At 68.7% G+C, this 19678-nt stretch carries 17 protein-coding genes; 9 read left to right on the top strand and 8 right to left on the bottom strand.

Annotated features, from left to right (window positions below; all coding sequences use genetic code 11):
- Positions 1 to 129 precede the first annotated feature (129 nt).
- From ABZX92_RS38565 to ABZX92_RS38555, 3 genes are all read right to left on the bottom strand, one after another.
- Entirely contained in the window at positions 130 to 3081 is a 2952-nt protein-coding gene (locus ABZX92_RS38565) for a TIM-barrel domain-containing protein (protein ID WP_355570419.1), read from the bottom strand.
- Positions 3082 to 3204: 123 nt separating this feature from the next.
- Positions 3205 to 4395: a DNA polymerase IV gene (dinB, locus tag ABZX92_RS38560; protein WP_355570418.1), complete on the bottom strand. Its 1191-nt coding sequence runs from the start codon at positions 4393 to 4395 to the stop codon at positions 3205 to 3207.
- Between the two features lie 32 nt (positions 4396 to 4427).
- Complete coding sequence (locus ABZX92_RS38555; protein ID WP_355570417.1) at positions 4428 to 5807, bottom strand: alpha/beta fold hydrolase; 1380 nt, start codon at positions 5805 to 5807, stop codon at positions 4428 to 4430.
- Between the two features lie 230 nt (positions 5808 to 6037).
- Here ABZX92_RS38555 and ABZX92_RS38550 point away from each other — a divergent pair, with 230 nt between their 5' ends.
- Entirely contained in the window at positions 6038 to 7645 is a 1608-nt protein-coding gene (locus ABZX92_RS38550) for a GMC oxidoreductase (protein WP_355570420.1), read from the top strand.
- Between the two features lie 9 nt (positions 7646 to 7654).
- Here ABZX92_RS38550 and ABZX92_RS38545 read toward each other — a convergent pair whose 3' ends face one another.
- Both ABZX92_RS38545 and ABZX92_RS38540 read right to left on the bottom strand, forming a co-directional pair.
- Positions 7655 to 8134 (bottom strand): carboxymuconolactone decarboxylase family protein, encoded by a 480-nt coding sequence (locus tag ABZX92_RS38545; protein WP_355570416.1) that lies wholly within the window; start codon positions 8132 to 8134, stop codon positions 7655 to 7657.
- On the bottom strand, positions 8131 to 9210 hold the full coding sequence (locus ABZX92_RS38540; RefSeq protein ID WP_355570415.1) for a dihydrodipicolinate reductase: 1080 nt from the start codon (positions 9208 to 9210) through the stop codon (positions 8131 to 8133). The genes ABZX92_RS38545 and ABZX92_RS38540 overlap by 4 nt, the downstream gene beginning before the upstream one ends.
- Positions 9211 to 9307: 97 nt before the next feature.
- On the opposite strand from ABZX92_RS38540, the gene ABZX92_RS38535 reads away from it, so the two are divergent.
- The 3 genes from ABZX92_RS38535 to ABZX92_RS38525 are packed head-to-tail and all read left to right on the top strand — an operon-like array spanning position 9308 to position 12527.
- Positions 9308 to 9892, top strand: coding sequence for a hypothetical protein (locus ABZX92_RS38535; protein WP_355570414.1), 585 nt, complete (start codon positions 9308 to 9310; stop codon positions 9890 to 9892).
- Positions 9889 to 11049 carry a PrsW family intramembrane metalloprotease gene (locus tag ABZX92_RS38530; RefSeq protein WP_355570413.1) on the top strand — a complete coding sequence of 387 codons (1161 nt, stop codon included), beginning with the start codon at positions 9889 to 9891 and terminating at the stop codon, positions 11047 to 11049. The genes ABZX92_RS38535 and ABZX92_RS38530 overlap by 4 nt, the downstream gene beginning before the upstream one ends.
- 29 nt (positions 11050 to 11078) lie before the next feature.
- Positions 11079 to 12527, top strand: coding sequence for a glycosyltransferase family 39 protein (locus ABZX92_RS38525; protein WP_355570412.1), 1449 nt, complete (start codon positions 11079 to 11081; stop codon positions 12525 to 12527).
- Positions 12528 to 12564: 37 nt separating this feature from the next.
- Here ABZX92_RS38525 and ABZX92_RS38520 read toward each other — a convergent pair whose 3' ends face one another.
- Both ABZX92_RS38520 and ABZX92_RS38515 read right to left on the bottom strand, forming a co-directional pair.
- Entirely contained in the window at positions 12565 to 13224 is a 660-nt protein-coding gene (locus ABZX92_RS38520) for a response regulator transcription factor (protein ID WP_355570411.1), read from the bottom strand.
- On the bottom strand, positions 13221 to 14357 hold the full coding sequence (locus ABZX92_RS38515; protein ID WP_355570410.1) for a histidine kinase: 1137 nt from the start codon (positions 14355 to 14357) through the stop codon (positions 13221 to 13223). Before ABZX92_RS38515 ends, ABZX92_RS38520 begins: the two co-directional genes overlap by 4 nt.
- Before the next feature lie 136 nt (positions 14358 to 14493).
- Between ABZX92_RS38515 and ABZX92_RS38510 the strand changes: the two genes are divergently transcribed.
- From ABZX92_RS38510 to ABZX92_RS38490, 5 genes are read left to right on the top strand one after another with little or no spacing between them, the layout of a single operon-like run.
- Positions 14494 to 15822, top strand: coding sequence for a hypothetical protein (locus ABZX92_RS38510; protein WP_355570409.1), 1329 nt, complete (start codon positions 14494 to 14496; stop codon positions 15820 to 15822).
- Positions 15819 to 16208 carry a FixH family protein gene (locus tag ABZX92_RS38505; RefSeq protein WP_355570408.1) on the top strand — a complete coding sequence of 130 codons (390 nt, stop codon included), beginning with the start codon at positions 15819 to 15821 and terminating at the stop codon, positions 16206 to 16208. The genes ABZX92_RS38510 and ABZX92_RS38505 overlap by 4 nt, the downstream gene beginning before the upstream one ends.
- 10 nt (positions 16209 to 16218) lie before the next feature.
- Positions 16219 to 17310: a hypothetical protein gene (locus tag ABZX92_RS38500; protein WP_355570407.1), complete on the top strand. Its 1092-nt coding sequence runs from the start codon at positions 16219 to 16221 to the stop codon at positions 17308 to 17310.
- Positions 17303 to 17824 carry a hypothetical protein gene (locus ABZX92_RS38495; RefSeq protein ID WP_355570406.1) on the top strand — a complete coding sequence of 174 codons (522 nt, stop codon included), beginning with the start codon at positions 17303 to 17305 and terminating at the stop codon, positions 17822 to 17824. Before ABZX92_RS38500 ends, ABZX92_RS38495 begins: the two co-directional genes overlap by 8 nt.
- 59 nt (positions 17825 to 17883) lie before the next feature.
- Complete coding sequence (locus ABZX92_RS38490; RefSeq protein WP_355570405.1) at positions 17884 to 18861, top strand: hypothetical protein; 978 nt, start codon at positions 17884 to 17886, stop codon at positions 18859 to 18861.
- Between the two features lies 1 nt (position 18862).
- Here ABZX92_RS38490 and ABZX92_RS38485 read toward each other — a convergent pair whose 3' ends face one another.
- Positions 18863 to 19504 (bottom strand): zinc-binding alcohol dehydrogenase family protein, encoded by a 642-nt coding sequence (locus ABZX92_RS38485; RefSeq protein ID WP_355570404.1) that lies wholly within the window; start codon positions 19502 to 19504, stop codon positions 18863 to 18865.
- Positions 19505 to 19678: the final 174 nt, after the last annotated feature.

Genomic DNA, 19678 nt, shown 5'->3' with positions numbered 1-19678 from the left:
CGGCCGGTTCCAGGGCCGGTTGGGTGTGGTCAGCGGCGATTTGATCAAGAGTTGGTGGTACTTGCAGACGCCGACAGGGCCAACCGCATTCGGTGTCTGGACGAGTAGTTCGCCGGTTGCGGCACTGGATCAGCGCAGGTTGATCACCACCCGCCGACCGGCCTGGATCGTCCTGCTGGTCCCGTCCGCGTTGTGCACCACGACGGTCCAGTCCCGTTTGGTCGGAGAGTGCACCACCAGAGTCCCGTTGTTCTGGGTGATCCGCGTCCGTCCCTTGTCCTCGTACAGCGTGAACGAGCCGCGGGCTCCGGCGGTGACGTGCACGGTGAGCGCACCGTCCGCGTGCTGGTCGCTGGACGCATCATGCGTGCGCTCGACGAGCATTCCGCCCGACCTCATGAACACCGGCATCGTGTCCCAGCCCGCACTGACCGTCGCCCAGGTGTTGCCCTGGTAGATCTGGCCGGTGAAGTAGTCGGTCCACTGCCCCGGCGGGAACCAGACCCGCGTCGAACCGACGTCGCCGGGCGTGGTGATCGGCGCGACCAACATGTCGGACCCGACCAGGAACTCACTGTCCACAGTGGAGTAAGCCTCAGGACTCCCGGGATAGTCGAGGTAAGCAGGCCGCACAACGGGCATGCCGGTGCGGTTCGCCTGCTCCGCCAACGTGTAGATGTACGGCACGAGGCGTTCGCGCAGGTTCAGGAACTTCGTCGCCGATGCCTGCGCGGCCGGTCCGTACTGCCACGGCAGGCGGTCGCTGTGGTTGCTGTGCAGGCGCGTGATCGGCTGGAACGCGCCGAGCTGCACCCACCGCGCGTACAGGTCGTCCGGCAGCTTGGTGGTGTACCGGACCTGGCCCGCGTCCACATAGGACTCCGAACCGCGCAGGCCGGTGGTGTCGTTGTGGCCGCCGATGTCGTGGCTGATCGCGGACATCCCGGTCGACACCGCCTCGGCCGACGTGTAGCCGATGGTGCCCTTCAACGCGCCCCACGTCGACGACGTGTCGCCGGTGAAGTGCAGCGTGTTGCGCTTCTCCGCCCACGGCCCGGTCTGCAGCGGTCCGGATCCGCTGTAGCCACCCGCCTGCAACGACCCGAAGCCGCGCGAGAACGCGAACCCGCCGAGCTTCGCGTACTGCTCGTTGATCCACGAGTCCGGCGTCACGCCGCGCATCGACGATCCCGAGCCGTCGCAACACCAGTCGAGCCACCAGAAGTCGGTCGGCATGGGCCGGTGCAGCTCCACGTACGCGCGCAACTGGTCCGGGTCGCCCCAGTCGAACACGTAGCAGTCGGCGCAGTTCCCCTTGGCCAGCTTGCCCTTCGCGGTCGCCTGCGCCTGGGCGAACGCCGGGTCGCTGCCCTGGATGCTCGGGTGGATGTTGAGCGTGCTGTGCAGCCCCTCGCCGTGCGCCCAGTCCAGGAACCCTTGCGGATCGGGGAACTTGGCCTGGTCGAACTGCCAGCCGTTCCACGTGTTGCGCGCCTTGAAGTCGGTGTCGACCACCAGGACGTCCAGCGGCACACCGTGCTGCCGGAAACCGGGCAGGATCCGGTCGCGGTAATCAGCTGCCGTGCGGTCGATGTACTCCGAGTACCACACGCCATAAGCCCAGCGCGGCAACAACTTCGGGCCGCCGGTCAGCGAAGCGAGATCACCCAGCGCGGCCTTGTAGTTCTGCCCGTACCCGAACACGTACCCGTCCTGGTACGGCGATGCGCCACGGTGAGCGCGTGGCGTGGGCGTGCTTCCGCTGTACAAAGCGGAACTCGTGTCGTCCAGCAGGTACCAGCCGTCGCGGTACAGCAGCCCCGGATAGAGCCGCGGGTCTCCGTTCGTGCCGGTGTAGCCGTCGAGCGAACGTCGATAGCCGCCGAGCGCCAGGTGTTGCTGGGCCGAGTTGATCCCGATGGTGTCGAGGTTGACGTGGCAGCCCGCGTCCGGGCAGGTGATCCTGAAGTCGGAAGTGCCTGCGGGCAACGGGACCTGCGCGGAAGCGGTGGACCACGTCGTCCAATCGGCCGTCACCGGCAACACGACCGCCTGGCCGTTCAGGAAGATCGTGCGCGGCTCGTGCTTGCCATCACCGCCGACCCCGTTGGCATAGCGCAGACTCACGGCGTAGGTGCCCGCCGCCGGAACGCCGCTCACCCGCTGGGTCAGGCTCGTGCCGCCCTTGAGCTCGGCGACGAACCCGGTACCCGCGTAACCGACGTGCTCGTCGGCGATCACGCCGGTGGTGACCCCGTTCTCGGCCTCGCAGGTGGTGCCGAACCGGCAGTCGTCGATCGCGCGCTGACCCGGATACGGTTGGCCGGCAACAAGAAGCGCGAGGCTGTCCACGTTCACGTTGCCCGTGTCGGCGAACGACCTGGTGAGCGAAATGCGGTGCTCGCCTGCGGTCAGGTCGACCTCGGTCTCGACGAGTTTCCAGTCCTGCCAGTCCGCGGTGGCGGGCAGGGTGATCTGCCGCACCCGCCCGTCGACGCCGAGGCTGAGCGTCCGGTTCTCGTGCTTCCCGTCGCCACCAACGCCATTGGCGTACCGGACGACAACCCGCTGTCGACCGGCGCTCGAAGCATTGACGGTGGCCGTGATCCCGTTGTTGGTGTAGGAGAACCCGGCGACGAAGCCCGCGCCGGTGTGGCCGGCATGCTCGGCAGCGACCAGCATCCCCTCCCGCTGCTGGTCTTCGGCTTCGCAGAGCTGCCCGGTCGCACAGACCACCCGCCACCACGGGGACGCGGTCGTGCCATTGACCTTGAGCTCGATGTTGTCGGCCCGGAACGGCCCGGACCCGACGCGATACCGCAGGGTCATCGCCGAGGTGGTGATCACCAGCCACCCGTCCTGGACCCGCTGGCTGTAGGCCGTGCGGGGGAAGGTGCGATTTACAACGTTGTAACTGAGGGCATTCTCAAATCTGCGGTCTGCCGCGAACTCAGTCCGCATCAGGGTGGGGGAGAGGATCTGGAACCTGGCCTGCCCGGACACGACCGTGTCGCCGGGCTGCGCTGTCGCGGGCACAGGGAGGATCAAACTGGCCAAAGCCAGCAGGGTTATGACGCGCATCCGTGCTCCTCGTCTGACGCCATCGGCTTCCGAGGTCGTTCAGATACCTGAACGTCTCTCACCTTGGCGCGCACGGGTGGAGCGATCAAGACTCCATTTGCCGCGAACTCGGATCACCAGGTCTCAGTCGGGCAGCAGTGGCACCGAGATGCCCGGATCGTGACCGAGCAACGCGGCCCGGGTCACCGAGGCCGACCCGAAGCGGTCCTTCAGCCGGTCCAGCGTGGCGTCCAAAGCGCCAGGCACGTGGTCGTCGAACGGCAGCATCAGCTGGATCGTGTCCTCGTTGCCGAGATTGGTGAGGGACACGCCCAGCAACGTGATCCCGCGTTCCGCGATCTCCGGCAGCGCCGCGGTGAGCAGCTGCCGAGCCGCAGACAACAACAGTGCGGTGTCGGCCGTCGGGTGGATCACCGTGAGCGAGCGGGTCGCGCGGGTGAAGTCGGCGAACCGCAGACGCAGCACCACGGTCCGGCAGGCGCGGTGGGCGTCGCGGAGGCGGCGGGTCACGCCGTCGATCAAGGAAGCGAGGATGACGTCCAGGTCCTCCGGTGTGCGTTCGCGGCGGCCCAGTGCGCGCTGCGAGCCGATCGAGCGGCGGCGCCGGCCCACCTGCACCGGGCGCGGGTCGCGGTTGTGCGCCAGCGCGTGCAGGTGCCGGCCCGCCGCCTTGCCGAGGATCAGGACCAGGTCGGTCTCGCCGAGCGCCGCGACCTCGCCCACCGTGCGGATGCCGAGGTTGTGCAGCTTGGCCGCGGTCACCTTGCCCACGCCCCACAGGCGTTCCACGGGCAACGGGTGCAGGAACTGGAGCTCGCCGTCGGCGGGCACGACGAGCAGTCCGTCCGGTTTGGCCACTCCACTCGCGACCTTCGCCAGGAACTTCGTGCGCGCCACGCCGACGGTGATCGGCAGGCCGACGTTCGCGAGCACCCGTGCGCGCAGGCGGCGGGCGATCAGCTCCGGTGCGCCGACGATCTTGTGCAGACCGCCGACGTCCAGGAACGCCTCGTCGATCGAGATGCCCTCGACCAGCGGGGTGGTGTCGCGGAAGACCTCGAAGACCGCCTTGCTCGCGGCCGAGTAGGCGGACATTCGAGGCGGCACGACGATCGCATGTGGACAGAGGCGCCGGGCTTTCGCGCCTCCCATCGCCGTCCGGATGCCGAACGCCTTGGCCTCGTAGCTCGCGGCCAGCACCACACCACCGCCCACGATGACCGGGCGGCCGCGCAGGCTCGGGTCGTCGCGTTGCTCGACGGAGGCGTAGAACGCGTCCAGGTCGGCGTGCAGGATCGGCGTGCTCACGAACACATGTTCGCATCATTCACCCGTTCAGCACAGGGTCAGCTGTTCACCTCGGCCATGTAGTCGCGCACCTTCCGCAACGTCGCCGGATCGTCCATCCCGCCACCGTGGCCGACCCTGTCCGTGCGGACGTGCAGTGCCTTCGAACCCAGTTGTGAAGCGACCTGTGCGGCCCAGCGAACCGGGGTGGCCGGGTCGAGCGTGTTGCTCAGCAGCAATGTCGGATGCGCGCTGCGTGACGTCACCGGCGCGGACGAGTGCGGAGCCGGCGACGGACCGCCGAGACAGATCGAGCTGTAGTTGCTGGCGTTGGTCGAGAAACCGAGAACCGGCGCCGCCGCACGGGTGGACGCCAGGTCTTTCCGCGCCTCCTCGACCGTGCGGACACCCAGTGGGAAGTCCTGGCAGACCATCGGGTCCGCGTAGGGCACGCGCTTCGGCCATTCCTCCTCAGGACCGGACTCCACCGGGTTGCGTCCCTCGGACAGGTCGAGCAGGCCGCGTGCCACTCGGTCGAAGTCGCCGGGGCCGGCCAGTTCGAAGTACCGCGTGACCGTCACGGCGGACCACTTGAGACCGAACAACGTGCCGGGCACGCGTTCCGCGTTCTCCTGGGCCTTGCGGAACACCGCGGCCGGCTCGGAGCCGTGGAGCGCGCACGACGGTGTGTCGGCACACCACTGCACGAACTTGTCGAAGATCGCCTGCATGCCCGCGGCCTCCGAGGTGACGAACTCGGTGCGGCCCTGCGCCGGGTTCATCACGCCTTCCAGCAGCGACCCGTTGACGTTCCGGCCGTACCAGGCCAGATACCGCTCGGCCGTCAAGGTCCCGTACGAGAAGCCGTGGATGCTGATCTTCTTCAGGCCCAGCGCGGTCCGCAACGTGTCGGCGTCGCGCGCGTTCGTGTAGGCGTCCAAATGGGAGTCGAGACCGGGCACACCGGTGGTGCACGACCGCCAGAAGTCCTTCTGGTTCGCTGCCAATGCGTCAAACGCGGAACTGTCGGCCGGTGGCACGTAAGGGATCTTGAGCGCCAGCGCGGTGTCGCACGTCATCGGGCTGCTCTCCCCGACGCCACGCGGGTCCAGCGCGATCAGGTCGTAGCGGGGGAGTGCGCCGCGCAACGTCGCGAAGCTCAGGTCACCCGTCTGGCCGGGGCCGGACGGGAAGTTCAGGATCGTCCCCTCGCTGTCCGGGACCTTCAGCCGGAAGACGCGCAACGCCACCGTGCCGCCCGAGGGCCGCGACCAGTCGACGGGCACGCTCAGCCTGCCGCACTCGGTGCCGGGGATGACCGGGAGATCGGTCCGTTCGCACGCGCCCCACCGCACCGACGGGGACGCCTGCGCCACCCCGGCGATCGAGAGCGGGAGCAGCCCCGCCAGGGCCAAGCCAGCCAGCTTAGCGACGTTCATGAGCACACCACTCCGAAACTTCCTTGCAGGACAATGACTTTTCGAGAGTGGATCAACCAGGAGCAGTCCGGCATCGGGCTGTGGGACCCCCTCGGGATACGCCTCAGGTAGGACGCCCTTCACCTCACCGGCCGAGAGAACCGGGACGGCCAGGTAGTGACACCCCACGTGAGCACAGGTATAACTTGTTCTCATACGGCTAGAGTGAGGAAGATCACATGGCCCACACAATGAGGTGTGACAACGGTTCCACTGGTCCTTCACGGCGCACATTTTTGACTGGAACAGGTTCTATTCTTGGGGCGGTGGCCCTCGGTGGCCTGGCCGGGACGGCGAAAGCGTCGATCTCGGACGCGGCCACAGTCCCCGCCCTCGTGATCGGCACCGGCTACGGCGGGTGTGTGACGGCCCTGCGCCTCGCCCAGGCCGGCGTCGACGTCCACATGATCGAAATGGGCATGGCCTGGGACACGCCGGGCCCGGACGGCAAGATCTTCGCCAACACCACGACGCCCGACCAGCGGTCGTTCTGGTTGCGCACGAGGACGAAACAGCCGCTCAGCAACTTCCTCGGCTTCCCGATCGACAAGGACATCCCGAAGTACACGGGAATCCTGGACGCGGAGGAGTTCAGCGGCATCACCGTCTACCAGGGACGCGGTGTCGGCGGCGGATCGCTCGTCAACGGCGGCATGGCCGTGACGCCGCGGCGCGAGTTCTTCGGCGAGGTCCTGCCCTCGGTCAACCCCGACGAGATGTACAACGTCTACTACCCGCGCGCCAACGCCGAGCTCGGGGTCTCGCTCATCGACCCGGCCTGGTTCGACACCACCCCGGCCTACCAGTACGGCAGGGTGGGCCGCAAACACGCGCAGCGGTCCGGTTTCCCGTTCGTCTACGTGCCCAACGTGTACGACTGGAACTACATGAAGCAGGAGGCGGACGGCACCGCCCCGAAGTCGGCGCTGGCCGGCGAGATCCTGTACGGCAACAACTACGGCAAGAAGTCCCTGCAGAAGACCTATCTCCAGAAGATCAGGGCGACCGGCCGCGTCACGATCTCCCCGCTGCACCGGGTCACGTCGGTCACCCCGGCGTCCGGTGGCTACACGGTCACGATGGAAGAGCTCAACACGACGGGTGCGGTCGTGACCACCAAGTCCGTCACGGCGGCCAAGGTGTTCTTCGCGGCGGGCAGTGTCGGCACCAGCAAGCTGCTGACGAAGCTCAAGGCCACTGGAGCTCTGCCGAACCTGAACGGCGAGATCGGCCAGGGCTGGGGCGACAACGGCAACGTCATGGTCGGCCGCGCGAACCACCTGTGGGACGCGACCGGGGCACTGCAGTCGTCAATCCCGACCGCGGGCATCGACAACTGGGCGGCGGGTGGCGCGTTCGCCGAGGTGGCCCCGCTGCCGACCGGGATCGAGACGTACGCGTCGTTCTACCTGTCGATCACCAGGACGCCGAGCCGCGCCCAGTTCTCCTGGAACGCCGCCACGGGCAAGGCCGACCTGAACTGGCAGACGGCGTGGAAGCAGACGTCCATCAACGCCGCCAAGTCCATCTTCGACAAGATCAACGCGAAGGAGGGGACGATCTACCGGACCGACCTCTTCGGCGTGTACAAGACCTGGGGCGACCACCTCACGTACCACCCGCTCGGCGGCGCGATCATCAACAGGGCCACCGACAACTACGGTCGCCTGCACGGGTACAGCGGTCTGTACGTGATGGACGGTTCGCTGATTCCCGGCACCACCACGGTGAACCCGTTCGTGACGATCACCGCGCTCGCCGAGCGCAACGTCGAGAAGATCATCGCGACCGATTTCTAGTGGTGTGGCTCAGAACTTCGGCAGCACGCACATGGCGTCGAGGCCCAGTACGTGGTTCAGCCTGCCGAACGCGAGCCAGGAGCCGATGCACATGCTCAGCTCCGCGATCTCCACCTGGCTGTAGTGCTCGGACATGCGGGACCAGAACTCGTCGTCGAGACCGTGGTGATCCAGTGCGTACCGCTCGGCGTACTCCGCGGCCAGCCTCGCGCGGTCGTCGAAGGCGTCGGTGGTGCGCCACTGGGTCACCGCGTCGAGGAACTCGTCCTCGACCTTGGCGCCGTCGCGTTCGGTCCGCCAGTCCAGGCAGAACATGCAGCCGTTGATCTGCGCGATCCGCAGCCGCGCCGCCTCGAACTCGCGCAGCCCGAGCGTGGTGTGCTGGTAGACCGCGAGCGAGAAGTTCGCCGCCGCGATGCCGATGCCGGGCACCATCTCGCCCCACACGTAACCGATGGGGTCCTTGCCCTCGGGGATGTCGATGTTCATCGCTTGGTCCTCCCTAGCTTGCCGACGGCGGGGCGCAGCGGGATGTCGAGCGCGTCGTAGAGGCCTGGTTCGGCCTCGACCAGCCAGTCGATGGCGTTCACCAGACGGCCGACCGCGGTCGCGTTGCCGCCGGCGGAACGGTTCTCGCCCTCGTCGGTGGCCTCGACCGAGACCTCGATGCGCGGACGTCCCTCGATGATCACCTTGTGGGCGCCGTCCCCGGACGGCGGCATCGGCCAGTCGGGAGCGCAGGAGGCGTGGATGCGCGTGACGTGCTCGATGACGATCAGCGGTTCGCCGCCGACGATGCCCTGCACCTCGAACCGGATCGCGCCCTGCGTGCCGCCTTCGAACTCACCCATGATCCGCGTCGTGACGGTGGCGTCGAGTGCGCGCCGGTCGACGGTCTCGCGGATCTCGTCGATCTCCACGCCGAGCGCGCGGGCCATCAGCCGGATCTGCCCGCCCCACACCATGGTCGGCACGGTCGGCATGAGCATCGGTGCCTGGTAGTCGAGCGGCTGGCCCATCCCGATCAGCCACCGCACGGCGTCGGGCTGGTCGTAGGTGGAGTAGTCGAAGATCTCCTGGCAGCGGATCGCGTCGACCTCGCTGCTCAGGCCGCTGACCAGCAACGGGAGCACGTCGTTGCCCCAGCCCGGGTCGACGCCGGAGACGAACAGCGAACCGCCGCCCTCGGCGATCGCGGCTAGAACCGGTTCTCGCAACTCTGCAGGTGCGCTGCGGTGGTCGTAGAGCGCGTACAGCGACGGCGTGACGACGACCGCGCCCGCCCGGATCGCCTTGGTGATGTCGGCGAGGGCGTCGTCCGGCCGGATGTCGCCGGACGCGGCGTAGACCACGGCGCCCGGACTCGCGGCCAGCACGGCGTCGATGTCATTCGTCGCGGCAATCCCGAGTTCGACGTCGAGCCCGGCGAGCGCGCCGGCGTCCTTGCCGACCTTGTCCGGGTTGTTGACGACCACGGCCGCGAGCTTCAGCGCCGGATGGGCCTCGACGGCCCGGATCGCGGCACGGCCGACGTTTCCCGTTCCCCACACCACAGCGGCGATCATGCGCTGAAGCATAACTAGAACACGTTCCAGTTGCATAGCGTTTCGGGGACCGGTTCATCGAGCCGGAAACTGTGGAATGTGGTCAGGTGATCACGTGATGAGTGAGCAATGGGTGCCGGTGGAGCACCGCTTCCTCGGCCTCGACAGGCGCACGTTCCGGCCCGCGTTGATCGTTTTGGCCGTGGCACTCGTGCTGGCGTACGGGCTTCCCGCGGTGAACGCCGCGATCCCGTGGCACAACGAGATCAAGGCCGGCCAGGTGCTGGATCTCGGCGGTGGCGCGACCGCGGTGCCGCCGGTGGGCTGGCAGCTGGAGAACGGCACGCTGACGGGGGCGTCGCCGACGAGCCTGCAGGTCGACCTGGCGACGGGAGGCGCGACGATCGGTCTGCGCGGCGCGTCGTTCACCGGGAGCGCAGACGCGTTCCTCGACCAGGTGCTGCGGTCGCAGGGCAGTGGTGGAGTGGCTGCCGGGCGGGGGACCGTGACGACCGACGGGGGACTGGTCGGCGTCGCGCAGAGCAGCAGCTCGCCCAGCGGTGACGGGGTGCAGGTCGCGTTCAAGATGTCGCCCGGCGTCGCGCTGCTGGTCCGCGTGCGGACCGCGCCTGGCCAGTTCGAGCGTTACGAGGACACGGTGAGCGCTCTCCTGCGCTCCATCACGCCGGGAGCGGGCCGATGACCCCGATGAACATTTCCGGGGTGAAGAACGCGCAGCTGGTCGCGATCGAGCAGTCCGGGTGGGGCCGGCCGTTCCGGCTGTTCCAGCCGGACAACCTCGCGTTCTGGGTGTACGCGGTGGGTGTAGGTGGCGGTGCGCTCGCGATGTTCCGCTATTTCGGGCCGGGCGCGGACTTCTACCGCCCGGCGCTGACCGGCGGCGTGCTGCTGTTCGGGCTCTACCTGATCCCGTGGCTGCTGCTTCTCCGTCACCAGAACCGTTACACCGCGCAACCGGGCGCGGTGCTCGCCACCGGTTTCTTCTGGGGTGGTGTCGCCGCGACGTTCTGGATCGCGCTGCCGGCCAACTCCGCGCTGCTGGAGATCTGGGCGAAGCTCGGCGGCACCCAGTTCGCCGCCGACTGGGCCGCCGGGCTCACCGCGCCGATCAACGAGGAGATCGGCAAGGCGCTCGGGCTCGTGCTGCTGATCGGGCTCGCGCCACGGCTGGTGCGCAGCGCGTACGACGGGTTCATCATCGGCGCGTTCATCGGCCTGGGGTTCCAGGTGTTCGAGGACGTGCTGTACGTCTACAACGGCGCCGCGCAGTCGTTCGGCGTCGACCAGATCGGCTCGTCGCTGCAGATCTTCCTGCTCCGCGGCGCGTTCGGGATCGTGTCGCACGCCCTGTTCAGCGCGATCTTCTGCGCCGGACTGATGTGGGTGCTCGGGCGCGTGCCCGGCGACCGCAAGGTGTTGCGCGGGCTGCTCACGATGCTCGCCGCGATGATCTTCCACTTCGCGTGGGACTCCATGTCGGGCATCGCCGGTAGCCGGGTGCTGCTGTCGATCCTGCTGCCGTTCCTGATCGCGGCCGTGGAGCTGTGGACGTTGTTCCACGTGCTGCGGCACGCGGCGCGGCAGGAGCGGGCGTGGGTCCGGGACCTGCTCGGACCGGAAGCCGAAGCGGGCGTGGTGGATCCGGCGCTGTTGACGGCGGTGAGCGGGCTGCGCAAGGACCGCAGGGCGTTCCGCAAGCTCGTGCGCAACCGGCGCCGGGCCCGTCACCTGGTCGAAGCCGCCGGTGACCTCGCTCGTGAGGTCGCACTGGCGGGCGGCCACGAGACCTACCGCGTCGCCCACGCCCGAGCTGAGGTGGTGCGATTGCGCCACGGGTGACAACCTGACGGGTGGGCACTCCCGTTCCAGTGAGTGTGCGGCTGATCGTGTTCGTGCTGCTGGCCCAGATGGCGGTCGCGATGGTCACGGCGGCCGTGCGGCAGACGCCGACCATCGACGAGCCGGTGTACATCGGCGCGGCGGTCGTGCAGCTACAGCAGCACAGCCTGCGCTGCAACCCGGAGCACCCGCCGTTCGGCAAGCTGATCATGTCGACCGGGCTGGTGTTCGCCGGCGTCCGGCTCGATCCGTCGTTCGCCGGCGACCAGACCGTGCTGGGGCGGCACGTGCTGTACGAGTCGGGCAACTCGCCTGGGCGGCTGTTGTTGCTCGCGCGGTTGCCGATGATCGTGCTGACGTTGTTGTTCGGGCTGGTGGTGTTCCTGTTCGCGCGGGATCTCTTCGGGCCTGCGGGTGGAGCTGTCTCGCTTGCCCTGTACACGCTCTCACCGGACGTCATCGCGCACGGATCGTTGGCGACGCTCGACGTTGCTGTGGCCGGGTTTCTGCTGACTGCGGTCTGGTTGACGTGGAGGTCCGATGTTCATCCGGCCCTGGTGGGACTTGCCCTCGGGGCGGCGGTGGCCACGAAGATGACCGCGCTGGCAGCGGTTCCCGTGGTGCTGTTGCTGGTCGTGCTGTCCGGGCGGCGTCTCAAGGCGGCCTGGATCGCCGGGCTGGTCGCGATGGTCGTGGTGTGGGCCTCCTACGTCGTCGTGGATCCGCAGGCGCCGTTTCCCCAGCTGTACCTGGACGGGATGGGCGCCCAGTTCGGCATGGAGAACCGGGTGTGGGGCGGGTTCCTGTTCGGCACCCCGTACGAGGGCGCGCGTTGGTACTACCTCCCTGCGGCGCTGCTCGTGAAGTCACCGTTGGGCGCGTTGGTGTTGTGGGTAGCCGGTGTCGTCGTTCTGGTGCGCCGAAAGCGGGTCGCTGCCGCCTATGTGCTCGCTCCCACGGCGGTGCTACTGGCTTTGATGATGACGAGCAGCCGCGACCTCGGCGTGCGGTACGCGGTCTTCGTGCCGATGTTCCTCGCGGTCGCGGCAGGTGCTGTTGTTCTCATCGGTAAGCGGTGGGCGTACGTGGCAGTGGTGTTGGTCGCGGTCAGCTCCTTGCTCGCGTTTCCCTACTACCTGCCGTATTCCAACGAGGCGTTCGGTGGGCCGTCCAAGACCCATCTGCGGTTGCACGACTCGAACGTCGACTGGGGGCAGGACCTCGGGCGGCTCGCGGATCGGCTGCGGGAGCGATATCCGGACGAGCGGATCTGGTTGGTGTACAAGGGAGCGGGTGTGCCGTCGTACTACGGGATCACGGCTTCTGATCCACGTGCTGTGCCATCAGGTGAGGTGCGTGGGTTGCTCGTCGTGTCGGATACCGCGATCGCCAAGGCGGACCAGCGGCTGGCATGGCTGATCGCGAGCAGCACGCCGATCGACGAGGTCGGTCACTCCATCACGATCTACCGGCGCTGATCAGCGGACAGCTTGTCGCGCACCGGTTTCGGCATGGTCATCTCCGGCCCTGCACCAATCCGTTCACATGGGCGTAGGCGACGGCGTGCACCCGGTCGCGCAGCCCCAGCTTGGCCAGCACGCGCGACACGTGCGTCTTCACCGTCTCGTCGCCGACGTGCAGCTGAGCTGCGATCTCGGCGTTGCTGTAGGCCGCCGCGACGAGTTGCAGCACCTCGCGTTCGCGTGCGGTGAGCGACGCCAGCTCCGGTGGGGTGGGAGGAGGCGCCAGGCTGACGGCGAACCGGGCGATCAGGCGCTGCGTCACGGACGGGTCGATCAGCGCGTCGCCGCGCGCTGCCACCCGGACCGCCGAGATCAGTTCCTCCGGTGGCAGCGACTTCAGCAGGAACCCGCTGGCACCGGCGTTCAGCGCGCGGTAGACGTACTCGTCGCTGTCGTAGGTCGTGAGCAGCAGGACCTTGGTGCGGTTCGCGGGGTCGGAGAGGATCATCTCGGTGGCGCCGAGGCCGTCCAGCTTGGGCATGCGGATGTCGAGCACGGCCACGTCCGGGCGGAGCCGCGCGACCTCGGAGACGGCGGCGCGGCCGTCGGCGACCTCGGCCACGACCTTCAGATCCGCCTGGGTCTCGAAGATCGCGCGCATCCCGGACCGCAGCATCGCGTGGTCGTCGGCGAGCAGCACGGTCAGGGTCATGACACCTCCAGCGGGAACGTGACCGCGGTGCGCCAGGTGCGGCCGTCCGGTTCGAGGCCGGACTGGGTCGTGCCCGCGAACATGCCGGCGCGGTTGCGGATGCCGACGAGGCCGCGGCGCACGGACCCGTTGTGGCCGTTGCCCGAACCCGTGCCGTTCGCGGCGGTGATGGTCAGCGAGTCCGGTTCGTACTGCAGGGTCACGGTGACGCCGGACGCGTCGCCGTGCCGCAGTGCGTTCGTCAGCATCTCCTGGATGATCCGGTAGACCGTGATGTCCAACGAGTCGGGCACGTCGCGTTTCTGGCCGCGCACTTCCAGGCGCGCCGGGGTGCCTGCCGCGCGGACGCCGTCGAAGAGCTCGTCGAGGTTGTCCAGGCCGGGCTGGCGGGCGCCTTCGGAGTTGTCGCCGTGCAGCAGGTCGAGCAGGTGCCGCAGGTCGACCATGGCCGCGCGGCTGGACGTCTCGACCGACCGCAGCGACCCGGCCAGCTTCGTGTCGCCGCCCGGCAGACTCAGCCGCGCCGCGCCGGCGTGCAGACCGATGGCGCTCACGTGGTGCACGATCACGTCGTGCAGGTCGCGGGCGATCGCGCTGCGCTCCTCGGTGATGGCCTTGGTGACGGCGGCTTGGGCGTCCGCCTGTTCCATCGCCGAACGCTTCTCCAGTTCGGCCAGATAGGCGCGGCGGGCGGTGGTGTAGCGGCCGACGAGGAACGGCAGGATCGCGATCTTCGCGACGACGAGCAACGACCGCACCACGTCCGTGCCCATCGCGTACGGGCAGACGAACGCGCTCGCGGCGACCACGGCGAGCGAGGACCACGCTTCGACGCCGCGCAGCCAGGCCCCCGCGCGGTAACCGGCGATCAGCAGGCCCGCCTCGTTGGAGTGCATCCGGTCGCCGACGAGCACCAGGACGATCAACGGTACGGCCGCCTGCAATGCCGCGACCCAGCCGGCCGACCGCGCGGGACCGGCCAGCAACGCGTTCACGGCCAGGGTCATCGTGAGCACGACCGCCGTCTGCCACGGTGCACAGCGGTTGAGCAGCACAAACCCGCCGTCCGCGACCATGCAGGTGGCCGCGACCAGCCACGACTGGTGCTTGAGTGACAGCTTGATCGGGTACATCGCTGCAGAATCTTGCCGCATCGCGACCCTGAGCACGTCCTGCTTCGCAGGGGTCGGAAGTCCCCCGTGCGGGGGATGCGGTTTCCGCCTCAGCAGTGACGCATTCGGGCCCGCATGATCGCTACCTTCGGCCACGATGAAGCGAAGTGGTGCGATCTTGCTGCTCGCGCTGGGGGCGATCCTGGGGATCGTGACACCGGCGCTGGCCGACGGTGCCCAGGCCGGGGCGGACATCCACGTGGCGCAGACGCTCGGCGGCCGCGACCTCACGGTGATCATCCGGAGGGTCGCGGAGGTGCCGGGGCCTGTGCACGTCGACGTGGTGACGCACGCCGGTTCGCCGGCGGGGGAGATCACCCTGACCGCACGGGCCGCGGGTGCTCAGACCAGCACGACGAAGGTGGTCCTGGGGGAGAAGCCCGGTTTCTACTCGGGCGTCCTGGCCATCGACCGGCCCGGCCCGTGGGAGCTGGCGGTCGACGAGGCGACGATTCCGTTCGTCGTCCCGGCGCTGGTGGCGTCGCCGTGGGAGAACGCGACCTTCGGCGGGTTCATCGCGGCCGGTGTGCTGCTGTTCCTGGCGTTGCTGTTCGCGGTGTTCGGAAAGCCCGGTCTCGCACTGGTGCCGACGGCGGGCATGGTCGCGGCGATCGCGGTGGCGGCGACGGCGGCGTTGCTGTCGCCGGGCATCCCACCGGTCGCGGCACCTGGCACTCAGCTGGATCCGACGTTCGACAACGTCAACGACCCGTATCAGCGAACGTCCATAGTGGACTTCTCGCGGCCGCCCGTGAACCTGGTGCCGAGCATGAGTGGAAGCGACCTCGTGCTCAGCCTCACCGACGGGTCCGGCCGCCCCGTGGACGACCTGCTGGTGCACGACAGCGCGTTCGTGCACCTCGTGGTCGTGTCACCGGCCGGAAATCTCCGTCACCTGCACCCGATCCGCACGGCTCCGGGGGAGTACCGGGTTCGTCTGCAGTCTCCTGAACAGGGCACGCACGCGATCGCCGCGGAGATCGCCCGGCGGGGCGGGGGAGTGCAGCTGCTCCGGTCGCAGGTGGACGTCACCGGGGGCACGGCTGTCCGGAACGACGGAAAAGCCGAGCTGGCAACGGAAATCCGTGAGGCGGGCCGGCCGAGCACGATCACGGCCGGGTTCGGCGTGAAGGATCTGCAACCGTGGCTGGGGATGCTCGGGCACATGATCGTCGTCGGGCCGGTCACCGACAAGCCGGCGAACGCGCCGATCTGGGCGCACGTGCACTCGATGATCCCGCCCGCGCCGGGCATGCCCGACAAGCCGGACGAGAGCGTGGCCGCGTACGGACCGAACGTGCCGTTCACGTACTCGTTCCCGTTGCCCGGCAAGTACCTCGTGTGGATCCAGGTCGAACGCGACTACTCGATCATCACCGTTCCGACGGTCGTCGAGGTGCCGGCGAAGGGGGTGGCCGAGAAGTGAAGCGATATGTCCTGATCGCGTTGACAGTGGTCGTCGCGGCGGCGGGCGCGTTGATCATCTTGTGGCCGCGAACCGTTGAAGCGCAACCACATCTGGCCGAGACCGGGCAGCTGCGGTTCGTGCTGACGCCCGCGAGCACGAAGAGCGGTGTCAACTCGTTCGACCTGCGGATAACGGATCTGCAGGGAAAACCCGTGCAGGGCGACGAGGTCGTGGTCGAACCGGCGATGCCGCAGATGGGCCACGCGATCGCCCCGCTCACCGCGGGGCCGCTCGAACCCGGTCACTACCAGGTCGGCGACGTCGGCCTGTTCATGGCGGGGCAATGGGAAATCACCGTGTCACTCAGTGCGCAGCGGGTCGTCATCCCGCTGCTGCTCACCTGAAGGGGGATTCGTGGACATCACGGCGGTAGCACCGGCCACCAGGTCGGTGCCGAGGGGGCTGGTGCCGGCGAGCCTGGTGCTCGGCGGCACGCTGATCTCGTTGATCGGCCTGACCTGGGACATCCAATGGCACTCGGACGTCGGGCCGGACACGTTCTTCACGCTGCCACACCTGTTCCTGTACGCGGGCAGCGCGATCTCCGGCTTGGCGAGCCTGGTCGTCGTCCTCATGACGACGGCGGCCGCCAAGCGCGACAAGGACGTCGACCCGATCGTCGGCGGCCGCGCGGTCGGCGTGTTCGGCCGCACGTTCGCCGCACCCGTCGGCTACCTGATCTCCGGCACCGGCGCGGCCCTGTTCCTCGTGTACGGCCTGTGGGACCAGTGGTGGCACGGTCTGTACGGCTTCGACGCCGTGATCGACTCGCCGCCGCACATCGGCCTGCTGCTGTCCATCTCGATCACCATGGTCGGCGCGGTCATGATCTTCGCCGTCGCTCGTGACCAGCGCTGGGGAACCTACGGCACCGTCGTCGGCGCGGCCGCGTTGCTGGTGTTCAGCATGGTGACCTCGCTCGGCCTGCGCGCGGTGCCCGCCTCGTTCGCCAACCCGGTCTCGGTCGGCACGGCGTTCTTCTCGGTGATGATCCTCTTCATGGCCGCTCACGCGCTGAGCCGCCGAGGTGGTGCCCTGGCCGTCGGTCTGTCGGTCGCGGTGCTGCAGGCCGTGTTCTGGTGGTTCTCCCCGTGGGCGGCGGAGGTCTACGCGAACGCGAGCGGGCTGCCGCTGCGCGACTACACCGACGGCATCCCCGGCATGCCCAACATGATCCCGATGTGCCTGGTGATCGTCGCGGTGGCCGTGGAACTGCTGCACAAGCTGCCGGTCTGGATCCCCGGCGCGGTGGGCGGCGCGGTCATCGCCGTGTGCGCGCCACTCCAGCGCGTTCTCACCTACGGCGCGCCGTTCACGGCCAACGCCAGGTACTTCGCCACCATCGCCCTCGCCGCCGTGTTCGGCGCCCTCGCCGCGCTGCTCGGCCGTCGCTTCGGCCACATGCTGCGCCAGCTCGCACCAGCAAAGGAAAACAGCCATGCGTAAGACGTTGCTGGGTCTCCTGGGCACGGCCGCCCTGCTGCTCGGCCTCGCCACCCCGTCGCTGGCCTTCGAGCCGGTGAACGTCGTCCACACGGAGAAGGTCCAGGCCGGGCCGTACAACCTGACTGTCGGCTTCAGCACGTGGCCGGTGAAAGCCATGCAGTCACTGGACTTCACGTTCGCGCCCGAGGACGGCATCGCGGACAAGAAGGGCACGCTGACCATGCTGCGGGGCCAGAAGGAGGTGGACGACTCGCCGCTGGCCCGCCATCCCCGCAAGCGCGAGGTCTGGGGGCTGGACATCCAGGCACTGCCGGCGCCGGGCACGTGGACGTTCAAGTTCGACATCGACGGTCCGGCCGGGCCCGCCACCGGCTCGTCGACGAACCTGCAGGTGATGGAGCAGCCGGGGCCGCCGATGGGGTTGTCCTGGGCGATCAGCACGATCCCGTTGCTCGGGCTGATCGCGTTCATCGTGGTCGCGTGGCGCAGGACACGGGCCACTAGCGCGGTGTGATCCCGGCCTGGCATGGTGTCCACTAAGGAGAATTGGGGACTCCGTTGGGGGATGTCTGCATGCGCATTGTTTCTGTGTCTCGTCGCGCGCTCGGTTCGCTGGCCGCGGCGATTTTCGTGACCACTCTGCTCGCGCCCGCCTCGTCGGCGGCGGCGGGCTGCACGGTCGAGGACCTGCCCGTCCAGGACGGCATGAGCTGGAGCAACCTCCGGATCACCGGTGTGGACGGGCAGGGTGGCGTGACGGGCTTCTACTCGCCGGGACGCACCGACCACGCGCTGGTGCGGTGGACCACGGCGGGCGTCGAGGTCGTTCCGCGACCGGACGGCGTCACGAAGTTCGTGACCGCTGCCGGTAATGCCTCGGGGGAGGTCGTCGCCGTCGCCTACCGCGCGGACGGCAGCTCCGCGGCGATGACCTACACGCCCGGTGCCGGCTATCGCGAGCTGCCCCTGCCGTCCGGGTACGAGCTCTGGCTCGTCGACGACATCAACGATCGCGGCGACGTGGTCGCCAGGGTGAAGCCGATCGGCTCGCTCGGCTGGGCCGCGGTGCTGTGGCGTGCGGACGGCGGTGTCCCGCAGGTCATCGATCCGGCCGAAGTGCCGTGGCCGACGCCTGTCGCGGTCGGCGAGGACGGCAGGGTGCTGCTCAGGTCCTCCACGGGGACCTGGTTGTGGCGCGACGGAGTGCTGACCGGGGTGCCGGAGGTGGGCTCGTCGGCCTATCCGCGTGCGCTGATCTCGGACGGTGTGGTCTTCCGCGGCACGAACGGATCGTGGAAGTGGTACGAGGCGACAGGCGTGGTGGAGGAGTTCGCCGGTCCTGGTGTGGTCACGTCGGTGAACCAGCACGGGTTCGCCGCCGGCTACCTCGACGACGGTAAGAAGACCCCGGTGGTGTGGCAGGGCACCACGTTGCCGGCCACGCTGCCACTGCCGGAGGGTGTGTCCTCGGGCACGCCGGACGCGATCGGTGAGGGTGGCGTCATGGCCGGGTTCGCCGGTACGAAGCCGGTGCGCTGGACCTGCCGCTGAGCTACCGCGGCACGAGCACGATCCGGCCACGCGTGGCGCCTTCCGCCTGACGGCGCCACGCGTTGGTCACGTCTGCGAGCTGCACGACCTCGTGGTCGACGGCGAGCTGACCTCGCGCTGCCAGATGGGCGACGGTCGAGATGGCTTCGGCTCGCTGTTGTGCGCTGAGCTCGTTGTTGGTGTAGCCGAACAACTTCAGCGAACGGCTGCGGATCGTCGACGACGTGACGGGGCAGGTCTCACCCGCGGAGCCGCCGAGGTTCACCCAGCGCCCGCCCGGTCGCAGGGCCTGGGCCGCGGCGGCTGCGGGAGCCCCGAACAGCGGGTCCAGCAGGAGGTCCGCCTCGATGCCGCTGAAATCTTCGAGGCCGATGACGGTGTCCGCGCCTGCTCGTTTCGCTCGCTCACGGGCTTTCTCGGATCGGGCCGCGGCGACCACGTGACCGGCACCTGCCGCGCGGGCGAGCTGGATGGCGGACTGGCCGACCGCGCCGCAGCCCAGCACGATGACGCACTCGCCCGGCTTGAGCTCGCCGCGCCACGTCAGCGCCATGTGCGCGGCGACGGCGGTGCGCGGGTCCTTGGCGCCGGACCAGCGCTCCTGGGCCAGTTCGGTGATGTTGTCCTCGGTGACGAGCTGCATTGCTCATTCCTCCAGCGGCGCGACGGACCGCGTGTTCGAGTCCACGGACAGGAAGATCTGGTTGGCGACCGGGCTGCGCAGCTCCTCGGCGAGCACCACTTGTTGATCACGCCGTTGCGCGAGTTCGTGGCCGAGCACCCGTTGCGGGAACCGCCTCGATCCCGCGCAGCTGAA

The sequence above is a fragment of the Lentzea sp. NPDC006480 genome (genome assembly GCF_040611995.1).
GTDB lineage: Bacteria > Actinomycetota > Actinomycetes > Mycobacteriales > Pseudonocardiaceae > Lentzea.
The sequence above is the reverse complement of the archived record's forward strand: the minus strand, read 5'-3'. Positions and strand labels throughout refer to the sequence as shown.